This is a genomic window from uncultured Alistipes sp., from assembly GCF_949296715.1.
Classification (GTDB): domain Bacteria; phylum Bacteroidota; class Bacteroidia; order Bacteroidales; family Rikenellaceae; genus Alistipes.
This window is the reverse complement of sequence record NZ_CASFQD010000025.1, coordinates 122,099-141,960: the sequence shown is the minus strand read 5'-3', so window position 1 is coordinate 141,960 and position 19,862 is coordinate 122,099. Positions and strand designations below refer to the sequence as shown.

Annotated in this window: 16 protein-coding genes; 8 read left to right on the top strand and 8 right to left on the bottom strand. The window is 60.2% G+C overall.

All coding sequences use genetic code 11. The annotated features are described in order from the left end of the window. The first annotated feature begins 63 nt into the window (after positions 1 to 63). The 5 genes from rpsO (at position 64) to Q1Y33_RS04170 (ending at position 7,613) form a co-directional block, all read left to right on the top strand. Positions 64 to 336, top strand: coding sequence for a 30S ribosomal protein S15 (gene rpsO, locus Q1Y33_RS04190; protein WP_300798492.1), 273 nt, complete (start codon positions 64 to 66; stop codon positions 334 to 336). A 94-nt stretch (positions 337 to 430) separates the two neighbouring features. Then, positions 431 to 2,665 carry a polyribonucleotide nucleotidyltransferase gene (gene pnp / locus Q1Y33_RS04185; RefSeq protein WP_300798491.1) on the top strand — a complete coding sequence of 745 codons (2,235 nt, stop codon included), beginning with the start codon at positions 431 to 433 and terminating at the stop codon, positions 2,663 to 2,665. 208 nt (positions 2,666 to 2,873) lie between these two features. Then, on the top strand, positions 2,874 to 4,595 hold the full coding sequence (locus Q1Y33_RS04180; protein ID WP_300798524.1) for a hypothetical protein: 1,722 nt from the start codon (positions 2,874 to 2,876) through the stop codon (positions 4,593 to 4,595). A gap of 139 nt (positions 4,596 to 4,734) precedes the next feature. Beyond that, positions 4,735 to 5,616: a deoxyribose-phosphate aldolase gene (deoC, locus tag Q1Y33_RS04175; protein WP_300798490.1), complete on the top strand. Its 882-nt coding sequence runs from the start codon at positions 4,735 to 4,737 to the stop codon at positions 5,614 to 5,616. An 824-nt stretch (positions 5,617 to 6,440) separates the two neighbouring features. Continuing rightward, positions 6,441 to 7,613 carry a BACON domain-containing carbohydrate-binding protein gene (locus tag Q1Y33_RS04170; RefSeq protein ID WP_300798489.1) on the top strand — a complete coding sequence of 391 codons (1,173 nt, stop codon included), beginning with the start codon at positions 6,441 to 6,443 and terminating at the stop codon, positions 7,611 to 7,613. Positions 7,614 to 7,844: 231 nt separating this feature from the next. On the opposite strand, the gene Q1Y33_RS04165 is transcribed toward Q1Y33_RS04170, so the two are convergent. The 3 genes from Q1Y33_RS04165 to Q1Y33_RS04155 are packed head-to-tail and all read right to left on the bottom strand — an operon-like array spanning position 7,845 to position 10,931. Beyond that, positions 7,845 to 8,117, bottom strand: coding sequence for a hypothetical protein (locus Q1Y33_RS04165; RefSeq protein WP_300798488.1), 273 nt, complete (start codon positions 8,115 to 8,117; stop codon positions 7,845 to 7,847). After that, complete coding sequence (locus Q1Y33_RS04160) at positions 8,110 to 9,744, bottom strand: S41 family peptidase (RefSeq protein WP_300798523.1); 1,635 nt, start codon at positions 9,742 to 9,744, stop codon at positions 8,110 to 8,112. Before Q1Y33_RS04160 ends, Q1Y33_RS04165 begins: the two co-directional genes overlap by 8 nt. Continuing rightward, positions 9,744 to 10,931 carry a DUF3078 domain-containing protein gene (locus Q1Y33_RS04155; protein WP_300798487.1) on the bottom strand — a complete coding sequence of 396 codons (1,188 nt, stop codon included), beginning with the start codon at positions 10,929 to 10,931 and terminating at the stop codon, positions 9,744 to 9,746. Before Q1Y33_RS04155 ends, Q1Y33_RS04160 begins: the two co-directional genes overlap by 1 nt. A gap of 104 nt (positions 10,932 to 11,035) precedes the next feature. On the opposite strand from Q1Y33_RS04155, the gene nfo reads away from it, so the two are divergent. Together nfo and Q1Y33_RS04145 are read left to right on the top strand one after the other, a co-directional pair. Then, positions 11,036 to 11,884: a deoxyribonuclease IV gene (gene nfo, locus Q1Y33_RS04150; RefSeq protein WP_300798486.1), complete on the top strand. Its 849-nt coding sequence runs from the start codon at positions 11,036 to 11,038 to the stop codon at positions 11,882 to 11,884. A 9-nt stretch (positions 11,885 to 11,893) separates the two neighbouring features. Further along, complete coding sequence (locus tag Q1Y33_RS04145) at positions 11,894 to 12,532, top strand: N-acetyltransferase (RefSeq protein WP_300798485.1); 639 nt, start codon at positions 11,894 to 11,896, stop codon at positions 12,530 to 12,532. A 15-nt stretch (positions 12,533 to 12,547) separates the two neighbouring features. Here the strand turns inward: Q1Y33_RS04145 and Q1Y33_RS04140 are convergent, their stop codons facing one another. From Q1Y33_RS04140 to Q1Y33_RS04120, 5 genes are all read right to left on the bottom strand, one after another. Beyond that, entirely contained in the window at positions 12,548 to 13,747 is a 1,200-nt protein-coding gene (locus Q1Y33_RS04140) for an aspartate aminotransferase family protein (protein ID WP_300798484.1), read from the bottom strand. Positions 13,748 to 13,757: 10 nt separating this feature from the next. Beyond that, a complete protein-coding gene (locus tag Q1Y33_RS04135; RefSeq protein ID WP_300798483.1) occupies positions 13,758 to 14,444 on the bottom strand; it encodes an RNA methyltransferase in 687 nt (228 codons plus the stop codon). Further along, positions 14,425 to 15,345, bottom strand: coding sequence for a ribosome small subunit-dependent GTPase A (gene rsgA, locus Q1Y33_RS04130; protein ID WP_300798482.1), 921 nt, complete (start codon positions 15,343 to 15,345; stop codon positions 14,425 to 14,427). The genes Q1Y33_RS04135 and rsgA overlap by 20 nt, the downstream gene beginning before the upstream one ends. A 3-nt stretch (positions 15,346 to 15,348) precedes the next feature. Further along, entirely contained in the window at positions 15,349 to 15,957 is a 609-nt protein-coding gene (locus tag Q1Y33_RS04125) for a CvpA family protein (RefSeq protein ID WP_300798481.1), read from the bottom strand. Positions 15,958 to 16,074: 117 nt separating this feature from the next. After that, the gene (locus Q1Y33_RS04120; protein WP_296115113.1) at positions 16,075 to 16,287 is read right to left on the bottom strand and encodes a helix-turn-helix transcriptional regulator; all 213 of its coding nucleotides are present in this window, start codon (positions 16,285 to 16,287) and stop codon (positions 16,075 to 16,077) included. A gap of 160 nt (positions 16,288 to 16,447) precedes the next feature. Between Q1Y33_RS04120 and Q1Y33_RS04115 the strand changes: the two genes are divergently transcribed. Continuing rightward, complete coding sequence (locus Q1Y33_RS04115; protein WP_300798480.1) at positions 16,448 to 19,831, top strand: hypothetical protein; 3,384 nt, start codon at positions 16,448 to 16,450, stop codon at positions 19,829 to 19,831. Positions 19,832 to 19,862: the final 31 nt, after the last annotated feature.

Here is a 19,862-nt window from a genome sequence, read left to right as displayed (position 1 = left end):
CTGGCGTTATTCACGGTAAGGGGAATGCGTCGTAGAGTGGAACTTAAATAAACATACTACACAATGGCTTATTTAACAGCAGAGAAAAAGCAGGAGCTTTTCGGTACTTACGGCAAGTCTAACACGGATACGGGTTCTCCCGAGAGCCAGATTGCCCTGTTTACCTACCGTATCAACCACCTTACTGAACACCTCAAGAGCAACAAGCACGACTTCGGAACCCAGCGCGCCCTGCTGCGCCTGGTAGGTAAGCGCCGCCAGTTGCTGGAGTACCTCAAGGAGGTCGACATCGAGCGCTACCGCGCGATCATCAAGACGCTGAACCTCCGCAAGTAATCCACGAGGAAGAGATGAGGGCAATTCCCGCGAGGGATTGCCTTCATTTTCTAAAAAGATCACGATTCGAACACACTATAGGTTTAAGATTTTTATGGAAGAAAAGAAGCTGTACAACGCAGTCCGCAAGATCATCACGCTGGCCGACGGCCGCCAGATCGAGATCGAAACGGGCAAACTGGCCAAGCAGGCCGACGGCTCGGTCGTCGTCAAGATGGGCGATACGATGCTGCTCGGTACCGTCGTGGCCGCCAAGGACGCAAAACCCGAAACCGATTTCATGCCCCTCCAGGTGGAGTACAAGGAGAAGTACGCCGCCTGCGGCCGCTACCCCGGAGGCTTCATGAAGCGCGAAGGCAAGGCCAACGACTCGGAAATCCTCGTCGCACGCCTGATCGACCGCGCCCTGCGCCCCCTGTTCCCCGCAGACTACCACGCCGAAGTCTACGTCACCGTGACGCTCATCTCGGCAGACAAGGATATTCAGCCCGACGCCCTGGCCGGCCTGGCCGCCTCGGCAGCCCTCGCCGTATCGGACATCCCCTTCGGCGGCCCGATCTCGGAGGTGCGCGTCGCACGCCGCAACGGCGAATACGTCATCAACCCCACCTTCTCGGAGATGGCCGAGTGCGACCTGGACATCATGGTCGGCGGTACGATCGACAACATCCTCATGGTCGAGGGTGAGATGAAGGAGGTATCCGAGGAGGTGATGCTCGGCGCCATCAAGTTCGCACACGAGGAGATCAAGAAGCACTGCGCCGTACAGATCGAGCTCTCGAAGGAGCTGGGCAAGGATGTCAAGCGCACCTACTGCCACGAGGTCAACGACGAGGAGCTGCGCCAGACGATCATCCGCGAGCTCTACGACAAGGCCTACGCCATCGCCACGAGCGGCACGATGAAGCACGAGCGCGAGGACCTCTTCAACGCCCTCGAGGCCGAGTTCGCCGCCCGCTACACGGAGGAGGAGCTCGTCGAGAAGGCCCCGCTCATCCACAAGTATTTCCACGACGACGTGCAGAAGAAGGCCATGCGCCGCATGATCCTCGACGAGGGCAAGCGCCTCGACGGCCGCCGCACGGACGAAATCCGCCCGATCTGGTGCGAGGTGGGCTACCTGCCCGCGGCCCACGGCTCGGCCATCTTCACCCGCGGCGAGACGCAGTCGCTCACGACCGTAACCCTCGGCACGAAGCTCGACGAGAAGGTCAAGGACGAGGTGCTCGTACAGGGCACCGAGCAGTTCGTGCTCCACTACAACTTCCCGCCCTTCTCGACGGGCGAGGCCAAGGCGTCGCGCGGCCTCTCGCGCCGCGAAATCGGCCACGGCCACCTCGCATGGCGCGCCCTGAAGCCGATGATCCCGCTGGGCGAGGAGAACCCCTACGCCGTGCGCGTCGTGTCGGACATCCTCGAGTCGAACGGCTCGTCGTCGATGGCCACGGTCTGCGCCGGAACCCTCGCGCTGATGGACGCCGGCGTGAAGATCAAGAAGCCCGTGTCGGGCATCGCCATGGGTCTGATCTCCGACTCCGAGAGCGGCAAGTGGGCCGTGCTGTCGGACATCCTCGGCGATGAGGACCACCTCGGCGACATGGACTTCAAGGTGACGGGTACGCGCGACGGCATCACCGCCACGCAGATGGACATCAAGGTCGACGGCCTCTCCTACGAGGTGCTGGCCGCAGCCCTCGAGCAGGCCCGCAAGGGACGTCTCTACATCCTCGACAAGATCACCGAGTGCATCGCCGAGCCGCGCGCCGACTACAAGCCGTGCGTACCGCGCATCGTCCAGATCACCATCCCGCAGGACATGATCGGCGCCGTGATCGGCCCGGGCGGCAAGGTCATCCAGGATATCCAGAAGACCACCAACACGACGATCACCATCACCGAGGAGGACAACAAGGGCATCGTCGACATCTTTGGCGTAGACAAGGCCGCGCTCGACGGTGCGTTGAGCCGCATCAAGGCCATCGTCGCCATCCCGGAGGTCGGGGAGACCTACCACGGCAAGATCCGCTCGATCGTCGCCTTCGGCGCCTTCGTGGAGATCATGCCCGGCAAGGACGCCCTGCTCCACATCTCGGAGATCGACTACAAGCGCTTCGAGACCATGGAGGAGACCGGCCTGAAGGAGGGTGACGAGATCGACGTCAAGCTCATCGGCGTCGACCCCAAGACCAACAAGCTCAAGCTGTCGCGCAAGGCCCTGCTACCCAAGCCCGAAGGCTATGTGGAGCGGGAGCGCCGTCCGCGTCCCGAGCGCGGTGAGCGCCGCGAACGGGGCGAGCGTCGCGAGCGCCACGATCACAAGGAGGAGTAATTAAGGCTGTCTTCGTGCAGATTTCGGACGGAACCGACAGCGAAAATCCGTCCGGAATATTGCACAATTAGCAAGAGTTTTCTATATTTGCGACGTTCCGGAACCGGGTGCCCCGGTCACGGCCGGAACGGAACAGACACGAGGCGTTTAGGAGACAAAGGCAAACAAAAAAAATAAACACATTAAATTCAAACCTATGAAAAAATTAATGAAATTGAGCATGGTGCTCGCAGTTGCCGCGCTGGCATTCTCGAGCTGCAATTGCTTCAAGAAGATGGCCAAGGAGCGTGAGGATGTGAAACTGAACGTTACTCCGGAGATTCTGACGCTGAACAACGGCATCGTTGCCGCCGACATCAACGTCACCTTCCCCGTCGAGTACTTCAATGCAAAGGCCGTCATCAAGGTGACGCCCGTCATCGTATTCGAGGGCGGCGAGGTTGCCGGTACGACCAAATACTACCAGGGTTCGAAAGTCGACGAGAACTACACGGTCGTTGACGCCAAGAACGGCGGCAATTTCACGCAGCATGTCGAGTTCCCCTACGATCCGCGCATGGACAAGAGCGAGCTGCAGCTGCGCGCCGAGATCAAGTGCCCGTCGGGCAAGTGCAAGGAGTTCACGCTCGTGAACCTCAATACGGGTGCCGTTCCGACCAAGGAGGAGGCTGCCGTGCTGGCCGGCAACGATGCCGAGGCCAAGGCTGCCCTCATGCGCGAGTTCGGGCTGACGATCGCCTACGGCGTGAACACGCTCCAGAAGGACATCAAGTACGGCGACCTGATGGAGACGATGGCCAACAACTACAAGAAGGTGACCACCGAAGTCGACAAGACCGAGCTGCTCTATGCGATCAACTCGTCGCGCGTGACGAAGAAGAACCAGAAGAACGCCAACCTCGACGCCTTCAAGCAGAACGTCGACGCCAACCTCTCGAACGAGCGCGCCACGCAGAACATCACCGTGAAGGGCTATGCTTCGCCCGACGGCCCGGAGAAGTTCAACGACAAGCTCTCGAAGGCCCGCAGCGAGTCGAGCCAGAAGGTCGTTGCCAAGCTGCTCAAGGAGGCCGGTCTGGAGATCGACGCCGCAGCCTACGGTGAGGACTGGGACGGTTTCAAGGAACTGGTCGAGAAGTCCGACATCCAGAACAAGAACATCATTCTCCAGGTGCTGAGCCGCTACAACTCGCCCGCCGAGCGCGAGAAGGAGATCAAGAACATGGCTTCGGTATTCGAGGAGCTGAAGGAGGATATCCTGCCCGCCCTGCGCCGCGCACAGATCATCAACACGACCGACATCCAGGGCAAGACCGACGAGGAGATCATGGCCGCATTCCGCAACGGCGGTGAGCTGACCGTCGAGGAGTACCTCTACGCCGCCGAGACGCTGGCAAACGGTACCGAGGAGCAGGTTGCCATCCTGACGGCCGCTTCGAAGCAGTACAACGACGCCCGCGTATGGAACAACCTCGGCGTGGCACAGACCAAGGCCGGCGACAAGGCTGCCGCGCTGAAGTCGTTTGAGAAGGCCGCCAAGAGCGACTCGTCGAAGGAGCTGAACAAGAACCTGATTCTCTCGAACCTCGCCAACGGAAACACCGCCGAGGCCAAGAAGTACGCTCAGGCTGCTAATGCCGAGGCCAAGGCCGCCATGGCTGCCGCCGAGGGCAACTACAAGGCTGCCGCAAACGGTCTGGAGGGCTACAACGCCGCCATCGTCGACGTGATGAACAACGACCTGGCCGCTGCCAAGAAGGCCATCGCCAAGGACAACTCGGCCGAGGCCGACTACCTGCGCGCCGTGATCGCCGCCAAGGAGGGTGACCTGAAGACCGCCAACGCCCAGCTCAAGAGCGCCGTGTCGAAGAACCCCGCACTGGCAGAGAAGGCTGCCAAGGACGTCAACCTGAAGGCCCTGCAGAAGTAATCCGCTTCAAGCAGAAAAAAAGAGCCCGGACGCAGGTTCGGGCTCTTTTTTTGCACACCCTGCCACAAATAAAGTGTCCTCAAAGAGCCGAGCATACGAATATTTTTCCTACTTTTGTAAAAACAGCCTTTTAGAAGCTATGGAATACGCCAACCATCTGAACGAATACGCTCCGGCATGGAGCGAGAGCCGCGTCGACGAAGAGGTCGCCCGCATCCGGCAGGTTGCCCAGGAGCGCAACCACAATACGGAGGTCTACAAATTCTGCTATTCGGCCATCGACCTCACGACCCTGTCGTGCAACGATTCCGTCACCTCCGTGACGGAGTTCGCCCGCAAGGCCGCGGAGTTCTACACGAAATACCCACATGTTCCCAACGTGGCGTCGATCTGCGTCTATCCGGCCTTTGTCGAGACCGTGGGACTGGCCGTCGACGGCACGCCCATGCGCATCACCTCGGTCGGGGGCGGATTCCCCGCCGCACAGACCTACCTCGAGGTCAAGGCGCTCGAAGTGGCCATGGCCGTGGAGAACGGAGCCGACGAGGTGGACATCGTCCTCAACGTGGGCCGTATGCTTACGGGCGAATACGACGAGGCGGCCAACGAGGTCGAGGTGATCCGTTCGGAGATGGACGAGGACGTGGTGCTGAAGGTCATCATCGAGTCGGGCGCCCTGAAGACGCCGGAACTGATCCGCAAGGCCTCGCTGCTCTCGATGTTCGCCGGTGCGGACTTCGTGAAGACCTCGACGGGCAAGATCGACGTCGCCGCCACGCCCGAAGCGGCCGTGGTGATGTGCCAGGCGATCCGCGACTTCTACGAAAAGACGGGGCGCAAGGTGGGATTCAAGGCTGCGGGCGGAGTCCGCACAGCCGAGGATGCCGCACTCTACTACACGATCGTCGAGGAGATTCTCGGCAAGGAGTGGCTTACGACGGACCTCTTCCGCATCGGGGCCTCGTCGGCCGCCAACAACATCCTCTCGGCCATCGAAGGTTCGCCGGTCAAGTACTATTGATCGCGCAAGCCCGGGCCGGGAGCAACCGACCGAAGGCAACCGACCGAAGGCAACCAACTGAAGGCAACCAACTGAAGGCAACCAACTGAAGGCAACCGACTGAAAACAACCGACTGAAAACAAACGACTGAAAACAAACGACCGAAAACAAACGACCGAAAACAATCAATCGGAGACAACCGGCGGTCGAAGGCAAAGCGAAGCGCCCTCCTTACGGAGGGCGCTTTTTCAGGCAGCAATGCAAACAACCGGACCATTCGGCTGACAATTATTTCCGATTCCAATACCGTGGGCACCGCCCGTAACGAATACGCGTCGTTTCATCTCTTTTCGGATTTTTCCACAAAGATAGCACATGTCGGGCAGTCTGCTCCCATGTTTCATTGATGCAGGTCCGAACAGGCAGACAACAGCCATTTGATTTGGCACCCTTGAGAAGCATACGGGATATAGAGCGTCATATTTATTGGCTTTTAGAAACTTTTTGCAAGAATTTTCATTACAATGTCCCATGGACGCTTGCCATTCAAGAAACATTTTCTATCTTTGTCTTGACTGCCATACGGCAGGAGATAATATTTTGATGAAAGTGTTTCGCTTTTATCCTTGGCGAGGAATCTGGTAAATTTCAAGAAAACAAGGAAAACGACACACTCACATTACTCGTATCGGCATGAAAGACGTTCTGCTTTCATGCTGTACGCGTGTGGGGATTGTTTATTTGTTTTCGGGATTGCCAAACCTCCCGTCAGATAAACGAACGGCTCCACACTTTCTTTTTACGACCTGCATCGCAGGAGCCGGGATGCACAACACATCCTATCATGAAAAGACTCTCCATTTGGCTGCTTACCCTCACAGCATTTGCCTTCGCGGCATGCTCGAACGATCCGGGAGGCGATGACAAAAACGCCATCCATCTGACACCGGGAACACCGACCAGTTACCGGCTCTATGCCGACGAGACCTCGCTTTCGGCAAACATCTCCTTCTCGACCGAAAGTGCATGGCACGCCACGGTGAGCGAGACACGTGCATCGGAGGTTAACTGGATTACCCTTTCGCCCGACCACGGCGATGCCGCGGGCGACTACACTGTTTCAATCACGCTCGCAGTGAATACTTCGGGCGCGAACCGCAAAGCGACCGTCACGTTCGAATCGGGCGGCACGAAGGTGAAGATCACCATCGAGCAGCAGGCGACGACCGCCGAAGGCGATATTCCTGGGGAGGGGACCGGTCCCGCCACGCCGAAGAAACTCATCTCGCAAATTGTATACAGCTACGCAGATGACTTCTATCCCGAGAAAGAGACGATAACTTTCACTTACGACGATCAGAGCCGGATTACGAAGATCGAAGATATCTACAACTTTTATAACTATACGGAGGATGTGGATGAGACCTATAGCCGAGAGTTTCTTTATGAGTACGGCGAGGGGGTTATACACGTCAAGACAGTCTATTCTCCTTCGAGCGAGGACATCTTCAAGGATGAACCGGAGGAGTACACGGCCTATCTGAACAAGGCGGGATATGTAATCCGCACAGCGTGGGAAGATGGCAGCAAAATCACCTACACTTATGACGACGAAAATCATTTGATACTCACTGCCAAAGTTGGTGGAAGCCAGGAAACATACGTCTGGGAGAACGGGAATATAGTGGAGACATGCACGACCTATCCCGACTATCCCAACGAGGAACCTTATGTCAACCGTTACGCATACTACGGAGAGCATCCGAACAAGGAGAATTTCGAACTTTACTACTACTATTTCGCACGGGATGAGGAACTGGGCATCGCGGGACGCCTCGGCGTTTTGAACCGCAACCTGCTGAAGCAGGTCCGGAGCCAGGGAAGTCAGGCCGGGAAAAATGACCGCGATATCACTTACGAATTCGACGACGAAGGGTTCGTCACGAAGTTCTTGGATCGATATTCGGAGACCTCGACTCCACAGGTCTACACCGTCACGTACATTGAAGCGAAGTAGGGTTTCAAGATGTCCGAGGTACCTTTTTGAACAGCAACAACAGAAAAACCCCGAAAGCCAATGGTCCGGATAAGATGAGCCCCCTGGCAAAGTCCGGACACCACCTCTGTTGGCATCATTACCCGTCGTTGCAAAGCGAAGCGCCCTCCTTGCGGAGGGCGCTTTTTCATGCGGTAGAAGCGACGGTAGACGGGATCAGACAGAGCAAACAGGCAAAAGACACGTCCGCGGCTACTCCTTCACCTGAAGCGAGTCGGCCGCAGGCTCCCCGGCAACGGCCTGCCCGGCCGGTTCGACGGCGGGGCTTTCCGCAGGCTGCGCCGGAGCGGAGACAGGCTGCCGGGCAGGGGTATGAGCGGCTGCGGACGGTGCGGCAGGCTGTGCCGGACGGACCGGATCGCCGTCCCACACCATCGAACGGTAACTGTCATGATGGAGCACCGTGACGACAAGCAGACCGAGGATCGCCGCGGCAAGGAGAAAACCGATGTATTTCTTAATCATTTTCCGAAGCGTTTAACAATTCGATGGAACGGGTAATCACATTGTCGATCGGGTAGATGTTCGCATAGAACCCGTCGTCCTCGAGCACCGTATTGCGGCCGATGTAGGCGCGGAGCTGCGCCTCGATGAGCTTGCGCGACCGGGCAATGTCGCCGTAGCGCGGCGCCACCCCCTTGCGGGCCGCGTAGCGCACGAAATCGTCGACAAGCGTGCGGTCGGCGTCGAGCAGCCGCTGCAGGTCGTCGATTGTCCGCACGGCATTCAGCGCGTCGCGGTGCGCATCGGCATACTCGATCGTGTAGCGGTAGAGGATGTTGCGGCCCGCGACCTCGATGAAGTAGCGCGTCACGTCGGTCGTATCGGCCGGCACGAAGACATCGGGCATGATGCCGCCCCCGCCGTAGACCACCTTGCCGCCCGGCGTCACGCGCTTGAGCGAGTCGGCGAAATGGATGCTGTCGGCCGAGAACCACTCGTTGTTCTCGTAGCGGTGCCACAGGTCCTCCTCGTAGCTCTCGTCATCGCCGATCGTATAGGGTTTCTGGATCGAGCGGCCCGTCGGCGTATAGTAGCGCGCCGTCGTCAGCCGCAGCGCCGAACCGTCGCTGTAGGGAATCTGCTGCTGCACGAGGCCCTTGCCGAAGGAGCGGCGCCCGACGATCGTGCCGCGGTCGTTGTCCTGCAGGGCACCGGCCAGGATTTCGCTCGACGAGGCGCTGCCCTCGTCGATCAGCACCGCCACGTCCATCTCCTGGGCCGTACCGCGCCCGTCGGCGTATTCGCGCACCTGCTTGTGGTGCCGGTCCTCGGTATAGACGATCAGCTGCCCTTCGTGCAGGAATTCGTTGGCCACGAGGATCGCCTGGTCGAGGTATCCGCCCGAATTGCCGCGCAGGTCGAAGATCAGCCGGTCGACCCCCTCGGCGCGCAGCTTCGCAAGGGCCTGCACCAGCTCGGCGTGGGTTGTCCGCGCGAACTGCCCCAGCTTGATGTAGCCCGTCGTGCCGCTGATGCGGAAGGCCGACTCGATGCTCCGGATCGGAATGACGTCGCGCACGACCTCCACCTCGACCAGGTCGGGGATGTGCTGCCGCTCGAGCCCCAGCCGCACGGTCGAGCCGCGCGGTCCGCGCAACCGCCTGACAATCTCGTTCTGCGGGATGCGGCGGCCCGCCACGAGCGAGTCGTCGATCTCGATGATGCGGTCCCCGGCCTTGATGCCGGCCTTGTCGCTCGGGCCCTGCGGGATGACGTTGAGCACGATGACCGTATCGGTGGCCATGTTGAAGACCACGCCGATGCCGTCGAACTCCCCTTCGAGGGGTTCGTTCAGCGCCTGCATCTCCGAGGCGGGGATGTAGACCGAATGGGGGTCGAGCTCCTTGACCAGCAGCGGAATGACATGCTCGGCAAGCGAATCCATCGACACGGAGTCGACATACTGGTTTTCGATGAGCGAAAGCGTATAGGTCAGTTTGTTCGTCGGCAGCGTCATGCGGCTGAGCATGCTCTTGAGCTGCGACGTCGTGGAGTTGCGGCCCATGTACTGTCCGAGCAGCAGCCCCGCGACCACTCCCACGGCCAACAGCAGCGGGAAGAGGACGGTATGTTTCGAATTTCTGTACATCACTTGTTCTTGAAGGTATACGAAAGCCCGACGCTGAGCAGCGTGCGGGTCTGCACGTCGACGTTCTGCGCCCGGTTGTAGTAGAGTTCGAAGCTCAAGGTCGTCGAGATGTATTTCGTGGCCTTGATGTCGATCGTATTCGACCAGCGGACCGTCGGGTGCACCGGAAGGTTCGGCTTCGCAGGACGCTCCGTGCCGGAATCGGCCGTCCAGTTGTTGTAGGCGTCGAGCCGCTTCTTGTATTCCGAATAGTCGTTGACCTTGTTCTTGAGCCCGATGTTCGTGATCCAGCCGAGGAACGAGTAGAGGCTCGTGCGGTAGCGCAGGAACCCGTCCTTGCCGAACGTGCGGTCGAAGTCGATCTGCACGGAGGAACCGCCCTCGTATTTCGAGGTCTCGTCCTCCGACGCCAGGCCGTAGGCCTGCCAGCCGGGCTTGTCGTCCCAGACGTTCTCGCGCACGAGGCGGTCCTCGACGAAGACGGCGCTCAAAGCGATCGGCGAGAGGTTGACCGACAGCGGCAGCTTCTCCTTCGGGCACTTGTAGGTGATACCGAACGACGCGTCGAGATAACCCGGCGCCATGAAGGAGCTCTTGCGGTCGGTTTCGGTCTGCTGCGTGCGCGAGATGTAGCCGTTGACGAACTGGCTGCGGAAGTTGATGATCGAACCGTAGGACCAGTTCTTCGACATCTTGAACGACGGGGCCACCGAGAAGACGAATTCGTCCTGGTTCTTGAACCACACGCCGTTGCTCTCGGTATGCGTCTTGCCCTCCTCGTCGGTCGTCGTGGTCTCGACCTTCATGCGGTTGTAGCCGAACGAGGCGCTGACCTTGGTCTCGATCGAAAAGAGGTTCTTCGTGAAGACGTGCCGCACGTTGACGGTCGCCAGCAGCGCAATGGCATTGTCACCGCCCGAGACCTTGATCCACGGATCGTTGTGCGAGGAGAGCGAGCCCTGAAGCTTGCCGCCGATCTCGAGGTAGTTGCGCTCCTTGCGGATGGCGGCCCGCTCGGCACGGTAGCGTGCCAGGCTGAAGTAGTCGACATCCACCGCCGTGGATTTCATCCGGTCACGGAATCGGATGCTCTCCTGCGGCGCCTCCACCTCGTCGATGGAGATCTGCGCAGCGGCAGGCAGAGCGGTGGCCAGGGCCAGCAGGAAGATCGCATAAAAACGTTTCATCGGGAAGGACTTGCGGTTGATTTTGAATTGCGGTCAAGCGCAAATTTATGAATTTATTTACAAAATCGTTAACTTTGTCCATAGATAAATCCTTTTAGACCCGTATGAAGTATTTTGGAGCACACGTAAGTGCCGCGGGCGGCACGGAGAACGCCCCCGCCAATGCACACCGGATAGGAGCCACGGCCTTCGCGCTCTTCACGAAGAACCAGCGGCAGTGGGTCGCCAAGCCCCTCACGGCGGCCGAGATCGACGCCTTCCGCCGCGCCTGCGACGAGTACGGCTACACGCCGGCGCAGATCCTGCCCCACGACTCGTACCTGATCAACCTCGGGCATCCCGACGCCGAAGGGCTGGCCAAGTCGCGCGAGGCCTTCATCGAGGAGATGAAGCGCTGCGAGCAGCTGGGGCTCGACCGCCTCAACTTCCACCCCGGGAGCCACCTGAAGCAGATCACCGAGGAGGAGAGCCTCGACCGCATCGCCGCGTCGATCAACCTCGCACTCGAAGCCACGCACGGCGTGACGGCCGTCATCGAGAACACCGCGGGGCAGGGTTCGAACCTCGGCTTCCGCTTCGAGCACCTCGCCTACCTGATCAACCGCGTGGAGGACAAGTCGCGCGTGGGGGTCTGCATCGACACCTGCCACGCCTTTGCCGCGGGGTACGACCTGCGCACGGCCGAGGCATGCGCGGAGACCTTCGCCGAGCTGGAGCGCGTCGTGGGCTTCCGCTACCTGAAGGGCATGCACCTGAACGACGCGCTGAAGATTCTCGGCAGCCGCGTCGACCGCCACACGCCGCTGGGCGACGGGATGATCGGCATGGAGTGTTTCCGCTACATCGCGCGCGATGCGCGCTTCGACGGCATTCCGCTGATCCTCGAAACGCCCGACGAGAGCCGCTGGGCCGAGGAGATCGCCCGCCTGAAGGCCTTTGCCGAGGAAGCCTGACATCCGGATATGGAAATTCTGTTGAGACCCGGGACAGAACAAGAACGGAGACGCACCGAAGAGATCACACGCGAAGCGTTCTGGAATGTCTATGAACCGGGATGCAGCGAACATCTGCTCCTGCATCGGCTGCGCAATTCGCCGCAATACATATCCGAACTCGATTTCGTAGCACTGCACGAAGAAGAGATCGTCGGATGCATCGCCTATGCCCGGACCGGCATCATCCGTCCGGACGGGAAAGTGCTTTCTGTCATCACATTCGGACCGGTGGGTGTGCTGCCCACCTACCGCCGTCGGGGAATCGGGAGCAAACTGATCGTACATACAATGGAAAAGGCTGCAGCACAAGGGCATGCCGCCATACTCATCTGCGGGGACCCGGCGTATTACGCACGTTTCGGATTCGTTGCATCAAAACACTACGGCATCACGGATCGCGAGGGGCGCTACCCGGCGGCGTTGCTGGCCCGGGAACTGCGTCCCGGAGCCCTGCACGATGCGGCGGGCCGATACGACGAGGGAGCAGCCTATGCCGCGGCCTCATCAGATAATCTCGAAACATTCGACCGGACCTTTCCTCCGAAGGAGAAGGCAGTCACGGAATCCCAACGGCTCTTCCGGAAACTGGCCGGAAGTTTTCTCTGAAACACCTTTCAGCGGTTACAGCCGGTCGAGGCACTTGCGGACGAGCGCGGCGCTCTCGCGCACCTCCTCCTCGGAGATCGTCAGCGGCGGCGAGATACGGAAGGCCGTGTCGCAGTAGAGGAACCAGTCGCTCAAGATGCCCGCCTCCTTGAAGAGCTCCATGATCCGGTAGAGCTTCGCCGGGTCGCCCAGTTCGACGGCCAGCAGCAGCCCCGCGCGGCGGATCTCCCGCACGGCGGGATGGTCCGCGAGCAGCTCCTCGTAGAGGGCGCCCTTCGACTCGACGCTCTCGACGATGCGGTTTTCTAACAGGTAGTTCAGCGCCGCAAGCCCCGCGGCGCAGCAGACCGGATGGCCGCCGAAGGTGGTGATGTGGCCCAGCGCCGGGTCGTGCTGCAGCGTATCCATAATCTCGTGCCGCGAGACGAAGGCCCCGAGGGGCATGCCCCCGCCGAAGGCCTTGGCCAGGCAGACGATGTCGGGCGTAACGCCGTAGCGCAGCGAGGCGAACATCGCGCCGGTGCGTCCCAGGCCGGTCTGTATCTCGTCGAAGATGAGCAGCGCCCCCACCTTGTCGCAGCGGCGCCGCAGCGCCTCCAGATAGCCCGGCTTCGGCGGCCGCACGCCCGCCTCGCCCTGCACGGGCTCGGCCAGCACGCAGGCCGTGCGGCGGGTGATGCGCTGCAGGGCCTCAAAGTCGTTGAACTCGATAGCCTGCACGTCGGGCAGCAGCGGGCGGAAGGGCTCCTTCCACTCCTCGCCCTCGGGCGCCCCCATCATGCTCATCGCGCCGTGCGTCGAACCGTGGTAGGCCCGCCGCATGGAGATCATCTCGGTGCGTCCCGTGAAGCGCTTGGCCAGCTTCAACGCCCCCTCGACCGCCTCGGCGCCCGAGTTGACGAAGTAGACGCTTTCGAGCGCCCCGGGCAGCAGCGACGCGATGCGCGCGGCATACTCCACCTGCGGCGACTCGACCAGCTCGCCGTAGACCATCACGTGCATGTAGCGCGCAGCCTGCTCCTGCACGGCGCGCACGACGGCTGGATTCGCATGGCCGACGTTGCTCACCGAGACACCGGCCACCAGGTCGTAATAGCGTTTGCCCTCGGGCGTATAGAAGAACGAACCTTCGGCGCGCGCCACCTCGACGAGCATCGGCGAGGGCGACGTCTGGGCTACATGGATGAGAAACTGTTTGCGCAGGATCGTATTCATGGCGTTTGTCTTACTTTTCGGGAAACTGTTTTTCGAGGATCGCCGCCGCGTCGCGCACGCTCGTCGTCATCCAGCGGTAGAGCACCTCGGCCTGTGCGGCGTCGTCCATGCGCCAGTTGGGAACCGTCAGCCGCACCCGCTCGGAGAGCATGTAGATGAGGATCGCGGCCGAAGCCGAGACATTGAGGCTCTCGACCATGCCGCACATCGGGATGCGCAGGAACTCGTCGGCTGCGGCGATCACCTCGTCCGAAATACCCGCATGCTCCGTGCCGAAGACCAGGGCGAAGGGGCCTGCCGCCACGTCGAACGTCTCGGGCGTATGGTCCCCGCGGTGGGGCGTCGTCGCCACGATGCGGTACCCCTCGGCCTTCAGCGCCGCCAGGGCATCGGCCGTCGAGGGGTGTCGCACGACATCGACCCACTGCTCCGTGCCGCGCGCGATGGCCGCATTGGGCTCGAAGCGGCAGAGCGTCTCGACGGTGTGCATGCGCTGCACGCCGAAGGCCTCGCAGTGGCGGATCAGCGCCGCGGCATTCTGCCCGTGGTACATGTTCTCGGCCAGCACGGTCAGATAACGCGTGCGGCTCGCCACCGTGCGGCGGAAGAGGTCGTAGCGCTCTTCGGTCATGAACTCCCGAAGGCAGGCGATGCGCGCGGCATACCATGCCGGTTCCCTATTTGCGGTACTTGTCATCTTCGTCGAGGATTTTCAGGTAACTTTCGTAGCGGGCCAGCGAGATGTCGCCGCTCCGCACCGCCCCGATGACGGCGCAGCCCGGTTCGTGCGTGTGCGTGCAGTTGTAGAAGCGGCACCCGGGCGCCGTGCGCATCATCTCGGGGAAGTAGTGCCACAGTTCGGCATCGTCGATGTCGATCAGCCCGAAGCCCTTGATGCCGGGCGTGTCGATTACTGCCCCGCCCCCGGCCAGCGGATACATCGTCGAGAAGGTCGTCGTGTGGCGCCCCTTGTGGTGGCTCTCGGAGATTTCGCCCGTGCGGATGTCGAGCGTCGGGTCGATCGTCCGGATGAGCGTCGACTTGCCCACGCCCGAGTTGCCCGAGACGAGCGTGCGGCACCCTGCCAGCAGCTCCCGGACGCGCTCCACCCCTTTGCCGTCCGTCGCCGAGACCTCCAGCACCTCGTACCCGGCCCCTTCGTAGACGGCACGGAACGCCGCAACGGCCTCCGCATCCTGCAGGTCCATCTTCGAGAGCAGGATCACGACCGGAATCTTGTAGGCCTCGCACGTCACGAGGAAGCGGTCGACGAACTCGGGCGGCGTCTCGGGCTGGCGCAGCGTCACCATGAGCAGCGCGCGGTCGATGTTCGCCGCGATGATGTGCGACTCCTTCGAGAGGTTCGATGCCCGGCGGATGACGTAGTTGCGCCGCGGCACGATGTCCACGATGACGTGGTCGCCGTTTTCATCCGCCTCGCAGCGCACCTCGTCGCCCACGACCACCGGGTTGGTCGACCGCACCCCCTTCAGGCGCAGGCGGCCCCGGATGCGGCAGCGCACCGGCGCCCCGTCGTGCAGGACGTCGTACCAGCTGCCGGTCGCACGAACCACCGTTCCTGTAAAATTCTTCTCCATCGCTCAACAGGTTTCAAGGTCCGGCGCCTGTTCCGACCCGGACACCGGTTTTCCGGAGTGCTCCTTCGCGGCACCCGTCCCGCGCTCCTTGTCCGGCACGAGCTCCTCGAGGCGCGGCAGGTCGGGCATCGTGACCTCCGTCCCGGCCTGCTTGAGGCGGGGCAGCATCCACTGCGAAATCCGCAGCACGGGGCCGTAGCTCTTCGAGCGGGCGATCGTCCGGCGGTCCACAAGCGAGTAGTCGGCATTCAGGGTGTCGAACGCCGAGAAGAGCACGCTCACGACCAGCAGGTATTTGGCGACCGAGACGACGATGCCCAGCGCCACGTCCGGGACGCCGAACCCGGCAAAATGGAAAAGTTTGCGCAGCAGCCGCCCCAGGAGCGCGACGGCAAGGATCACGACGACCAGCACCGTGATGAAGCCGCCCGCGGCGGCAAAACGCTCCTCGAGGTGCAGCAGCGCCCCGACCTCGGCGCCGTAGCGCGCCGCCAGCCAGATACCGAGCACGATGCCCGCAAGCGAGCAGACCTGCAGGATGAATCCCCGCCGGAAGCCGCACCATACGGCGACGACGAGTACCAGGCAGACTATCAGATCAATCGTATTCAAAGGAAAGCAGTTTCAATTCGTTCGGTAAAGATACGAATTTTGCCGAAAAGCGACAAACAGTCTCCCGGCGGAGTCCCGGCGGGAAACCGTTTTCATAATATATATAAGGTATGAACGTCAACGGATCACGTCGCGCAAGGTGACGTTCAGGGCATTGCAGATCGCGCAAAGCGTCTTCAGCGTCAGATTCGTCCGCCCGGCCTCGATGCGGCTCAGGTTCGACCGTTCCATGTCGCAACGGTAGGCAAGTTCCTGTACAGTCAATTTGTTTTCCAGCCGTAATTCTTTGATACGCCGCGAGATATACGCGACCTCCTCACGATAATCCATTCCCATTTCAAAAAAATTGCCGAAAAAATTTGTTACGCAAATTTTTATATATATCTTTGCAATGCGCGTATCATATATGATACTAACAAATAACTGACAAGGCGCTAACACATTGATAATAACTGCATACAAACACTTCTATCATCCAAATTATTTATCTATGAAACACAACTTATTAAGGAATTTCCTGGCATTGGTTCTTTCGGGAATCATGCTTGCCGGTGTCGGTTGTAAGAATTACGACGACGACATCGACAAAATCAACAACCGCCTCGACGAGCTGTACGTGACGGTTGCCGACCTTGACGAGCAGATCGAGAGCGTCCGGAACGCGATTCCGAGTCTCGACGCCCTGAACGAGGAGGTAGCCGCCCTGCGCAGCGAACTCGATGGCGTGAAGACCGACGTCGCCTCGATCGATCAGAAGCTGGAGGCCATCGGCGACGTGCAGGCCAAGCTCAACGAGCTGTCGCAGGAGCTGAAGGAGTACGTCGACGGCGCAATCCAGTCGTCGGAGGAGACGCTCCGCAACGAACTGGCCACGAAGGGTGCCGTCAGCGAGCTGGAGGCGCTCATCGAGGGCATTCAGGAGGACTACAAGGCCGAGCTTGAGGAGATCAACAACAAGCTCACGGCACTCGAGGGTACGGTCGGCGAGCTGCCCGCCGTGGATTTCTCGGGCGACATTCAGGAGCTGAAAGAGCGTCTCGCCGCACTCGAGGGCTCGGCTGCCGATGTCGAGGCGCTGGCCAAGCGCGTCGAAGCCTTGGAGGGAATCGAGGTTCTGACCGAGAGCGATGTCAACACGCTGATCGAGTCGCAGATCAGCGAAATGCTCGATGGCGAGCCCTGGCTGGGCGACAGCCTGAACGAGGCCATCGCCGCCTACCTGACGAACAACGGCTACATCACCAACGCCGCTCTGAACGACTATGCCACCTACAACGAGACGCTGGCCAAACTTATTGCCGAGATGGAGAACGAGCAGAGCGACTACGCCGCCGCCCTGATCGCCTTTATCCAGGCCAACCAGACGCAGATTGACGCCAACGAGCTGCAGATTCTGGTAGACGGCAACCAGAAAAAGATGAGCGAACTCATGAACGAGTTCAGCGAGCGCCTGTTTGCGCTGGAGAACCGCATCCAGTCGCTGGTTTATGTTCCCTCGTCGCTGAGCGAGACCTCGAACCGCATCCCCGTAACGCCCGCGCCCTACATCGACTTCGGTAAGGACGGCAAGGAATACCTCGGCAACCAGACGCTCGAGATGACCTTCCGCGTATCGCCCGCTTCGCTGGCCAAGAATATTGCGGACAAGAAGAAGGCGACCGTTTCGATCATCACGCGCAAGGTTTCGATGAGCAGCACGAACAGCCCCGCCTTCACGGTGGAGAGCGTCACCGCAAGCGAGGAGAACGAGGGTGAGTTCACCGTCAAGGCCACGACCGCCTACAAGTTCGGTTCAGACAACGACGAGACGCTTGCCATCGCGCTGAACATCAAGATCGCAGGTGTCACGACCGGCTCGGAGGATGAGCAGACCACGCACACGGGCATCGACTACACCACGTCGTTCCTCGGCCTGTACCCCACCGGATGGGCTGCACGCATCAACGACAACCTGCGGATCGTCAAGGTCGATGACGAAGGAAAACTCGTTGCCGGCCTGTCGAACGGCCTGTACAGCAGCAGCCTCAAGTACAACGACTACTCGGTAGTCAACTTCCTCGAGGGCTTCGATGTCTACTACTTCGACGGCAAGAAGTACATGCCGCTGTCGGAGATGTGGGAAGGCGTACTGGAAAGCAGCCGCAGCGCATTCGACGCCAAAAAGATCACGATCAATTCCGCTAACGAAAAGAGTTACAAGGTAACGGCCGAGTCGGTGCAGATCGACGAAGCGAACCTGCCGACCACCGACACCGACCTGATCGGCGATAACATTACATCGAGCAAGGTAACCTTCACGGTAGCTCTCGGCGAAAAGTCCCTGGAGATCGGCGAGGCCCAGCACAAGGTAACGGTCGTATCCAACGGTGTGGAGACCAGTGTTCCGCAAACCGCAATCGCATGGAACCACACGAAGGCCCTCAGCAAGATCTACACGGGTAACCCCGTAGATATGGAGCCGAAGGTAACGGTTGAGCATTACAAGGAGATGAAACCCGCCTACACCTATCAAATGGGCAGCATCGAAGATTTCAACAAATTTGCTCTCGCAAACCAATGGGCTTCTTATATCGCCGATAACGCAGGTGAGATCGTAGATGGAGCCTATGTCACGCTGGTAATGAACTCGACCCCGACGGCCGAAAACGATGTACAGCGTATCACACCGACGTTCTACGGCATGACCTTCGCCGAGGGCGGAGAGTACATTGCATACGCCAAGTTTGTACACAGCGACAAGACCACGACGACGATCACGATCCCCGTAACGGCGTCCGGTGCTCCGGAGATCAGCTACGAAATCAGCAAGGAAGTGATGTATGTCGGCACGTCGACCTACACCGTAGCCGAGAACTTCGCCGAGGCTCTCTGGAACGACAACTACAAGGAGGCATTCGGCAGCAAGGAAACCTTCCTCGGAGTCGTAGCCGCCATGTCGGCCACAACGGGCGATGACGAGGCCAAACTCGCCGTAGCAGGCAATAACATCAACGTCACCTTCCCCGCCGAGTACGAGTTCAAGACCTACCGTTCGACCCTGACGCTCGCTGACAAGAGTGGTCTGGAGATCGTCATCCCGGCCGAAATCACGCTGAAGGAGGCTAGCGCCGAGCTGACGCCCAACCCGCTCTTCGTAACGGACGGCCGCGTCAACGCCATCGCCGAATTCAACGCAGACGGTTCGCGCTACGACGTGGTCGCACAGCCGCTGGGCAACGCCTACACCTATCAGGTTGGCGAGGGCGAGCAGGCTCTCCCGGGCGTGAAGGTTGTCTACGAGATCAACAAGGAGCTGCAGGGCGACAAGCTCGACGAGATGGCAGAGAACGGTCAGACCGTTCCGGAGATCGACGCCGACAACAAGCTGATCTGGAACGACTGGGGCGCTCTGGAGCTCAAGGTAGACGCCTACCTCGTATTCACCAACAGCAATGAGGAGGTCAAGGATTCGCGCGTAACCTTCACCGTGGCCATCGACAGCCCGTATGCCGACAAGGAGATTACGGTAGCAACCAAGGGCAACGAGTTCGAACTTTCGCAGGGCGCATCGTTCAAGGTAGCCCAGCTGCTGACGCTCAACTCGACCTACCAGAGCGGCGAGGCCGGCAAGGAGACCAACACCAACGTCTTCGACGCATCGACGGAGAGCGGTCTGCACGCAAACCTCGCCACGGCATTGGGCGGTAAAGTGAAGTACGAGACGACGTTCAGCAACGTGAACTTCGCATTCGACGAAGCTACCGGCGTCATCACCTACACGGGTGAAGACAGCAGCCTGAAGCCCGTATCGCAGACGATCGAAGTCAAGGTGACCTACACCAACAACTTCGGTGTCGAGTTCGCACCCGTCACGGTCCAGATCAAGACCAAATAGACGGCAACATTCCGCAGGGAAGGTGGGAATA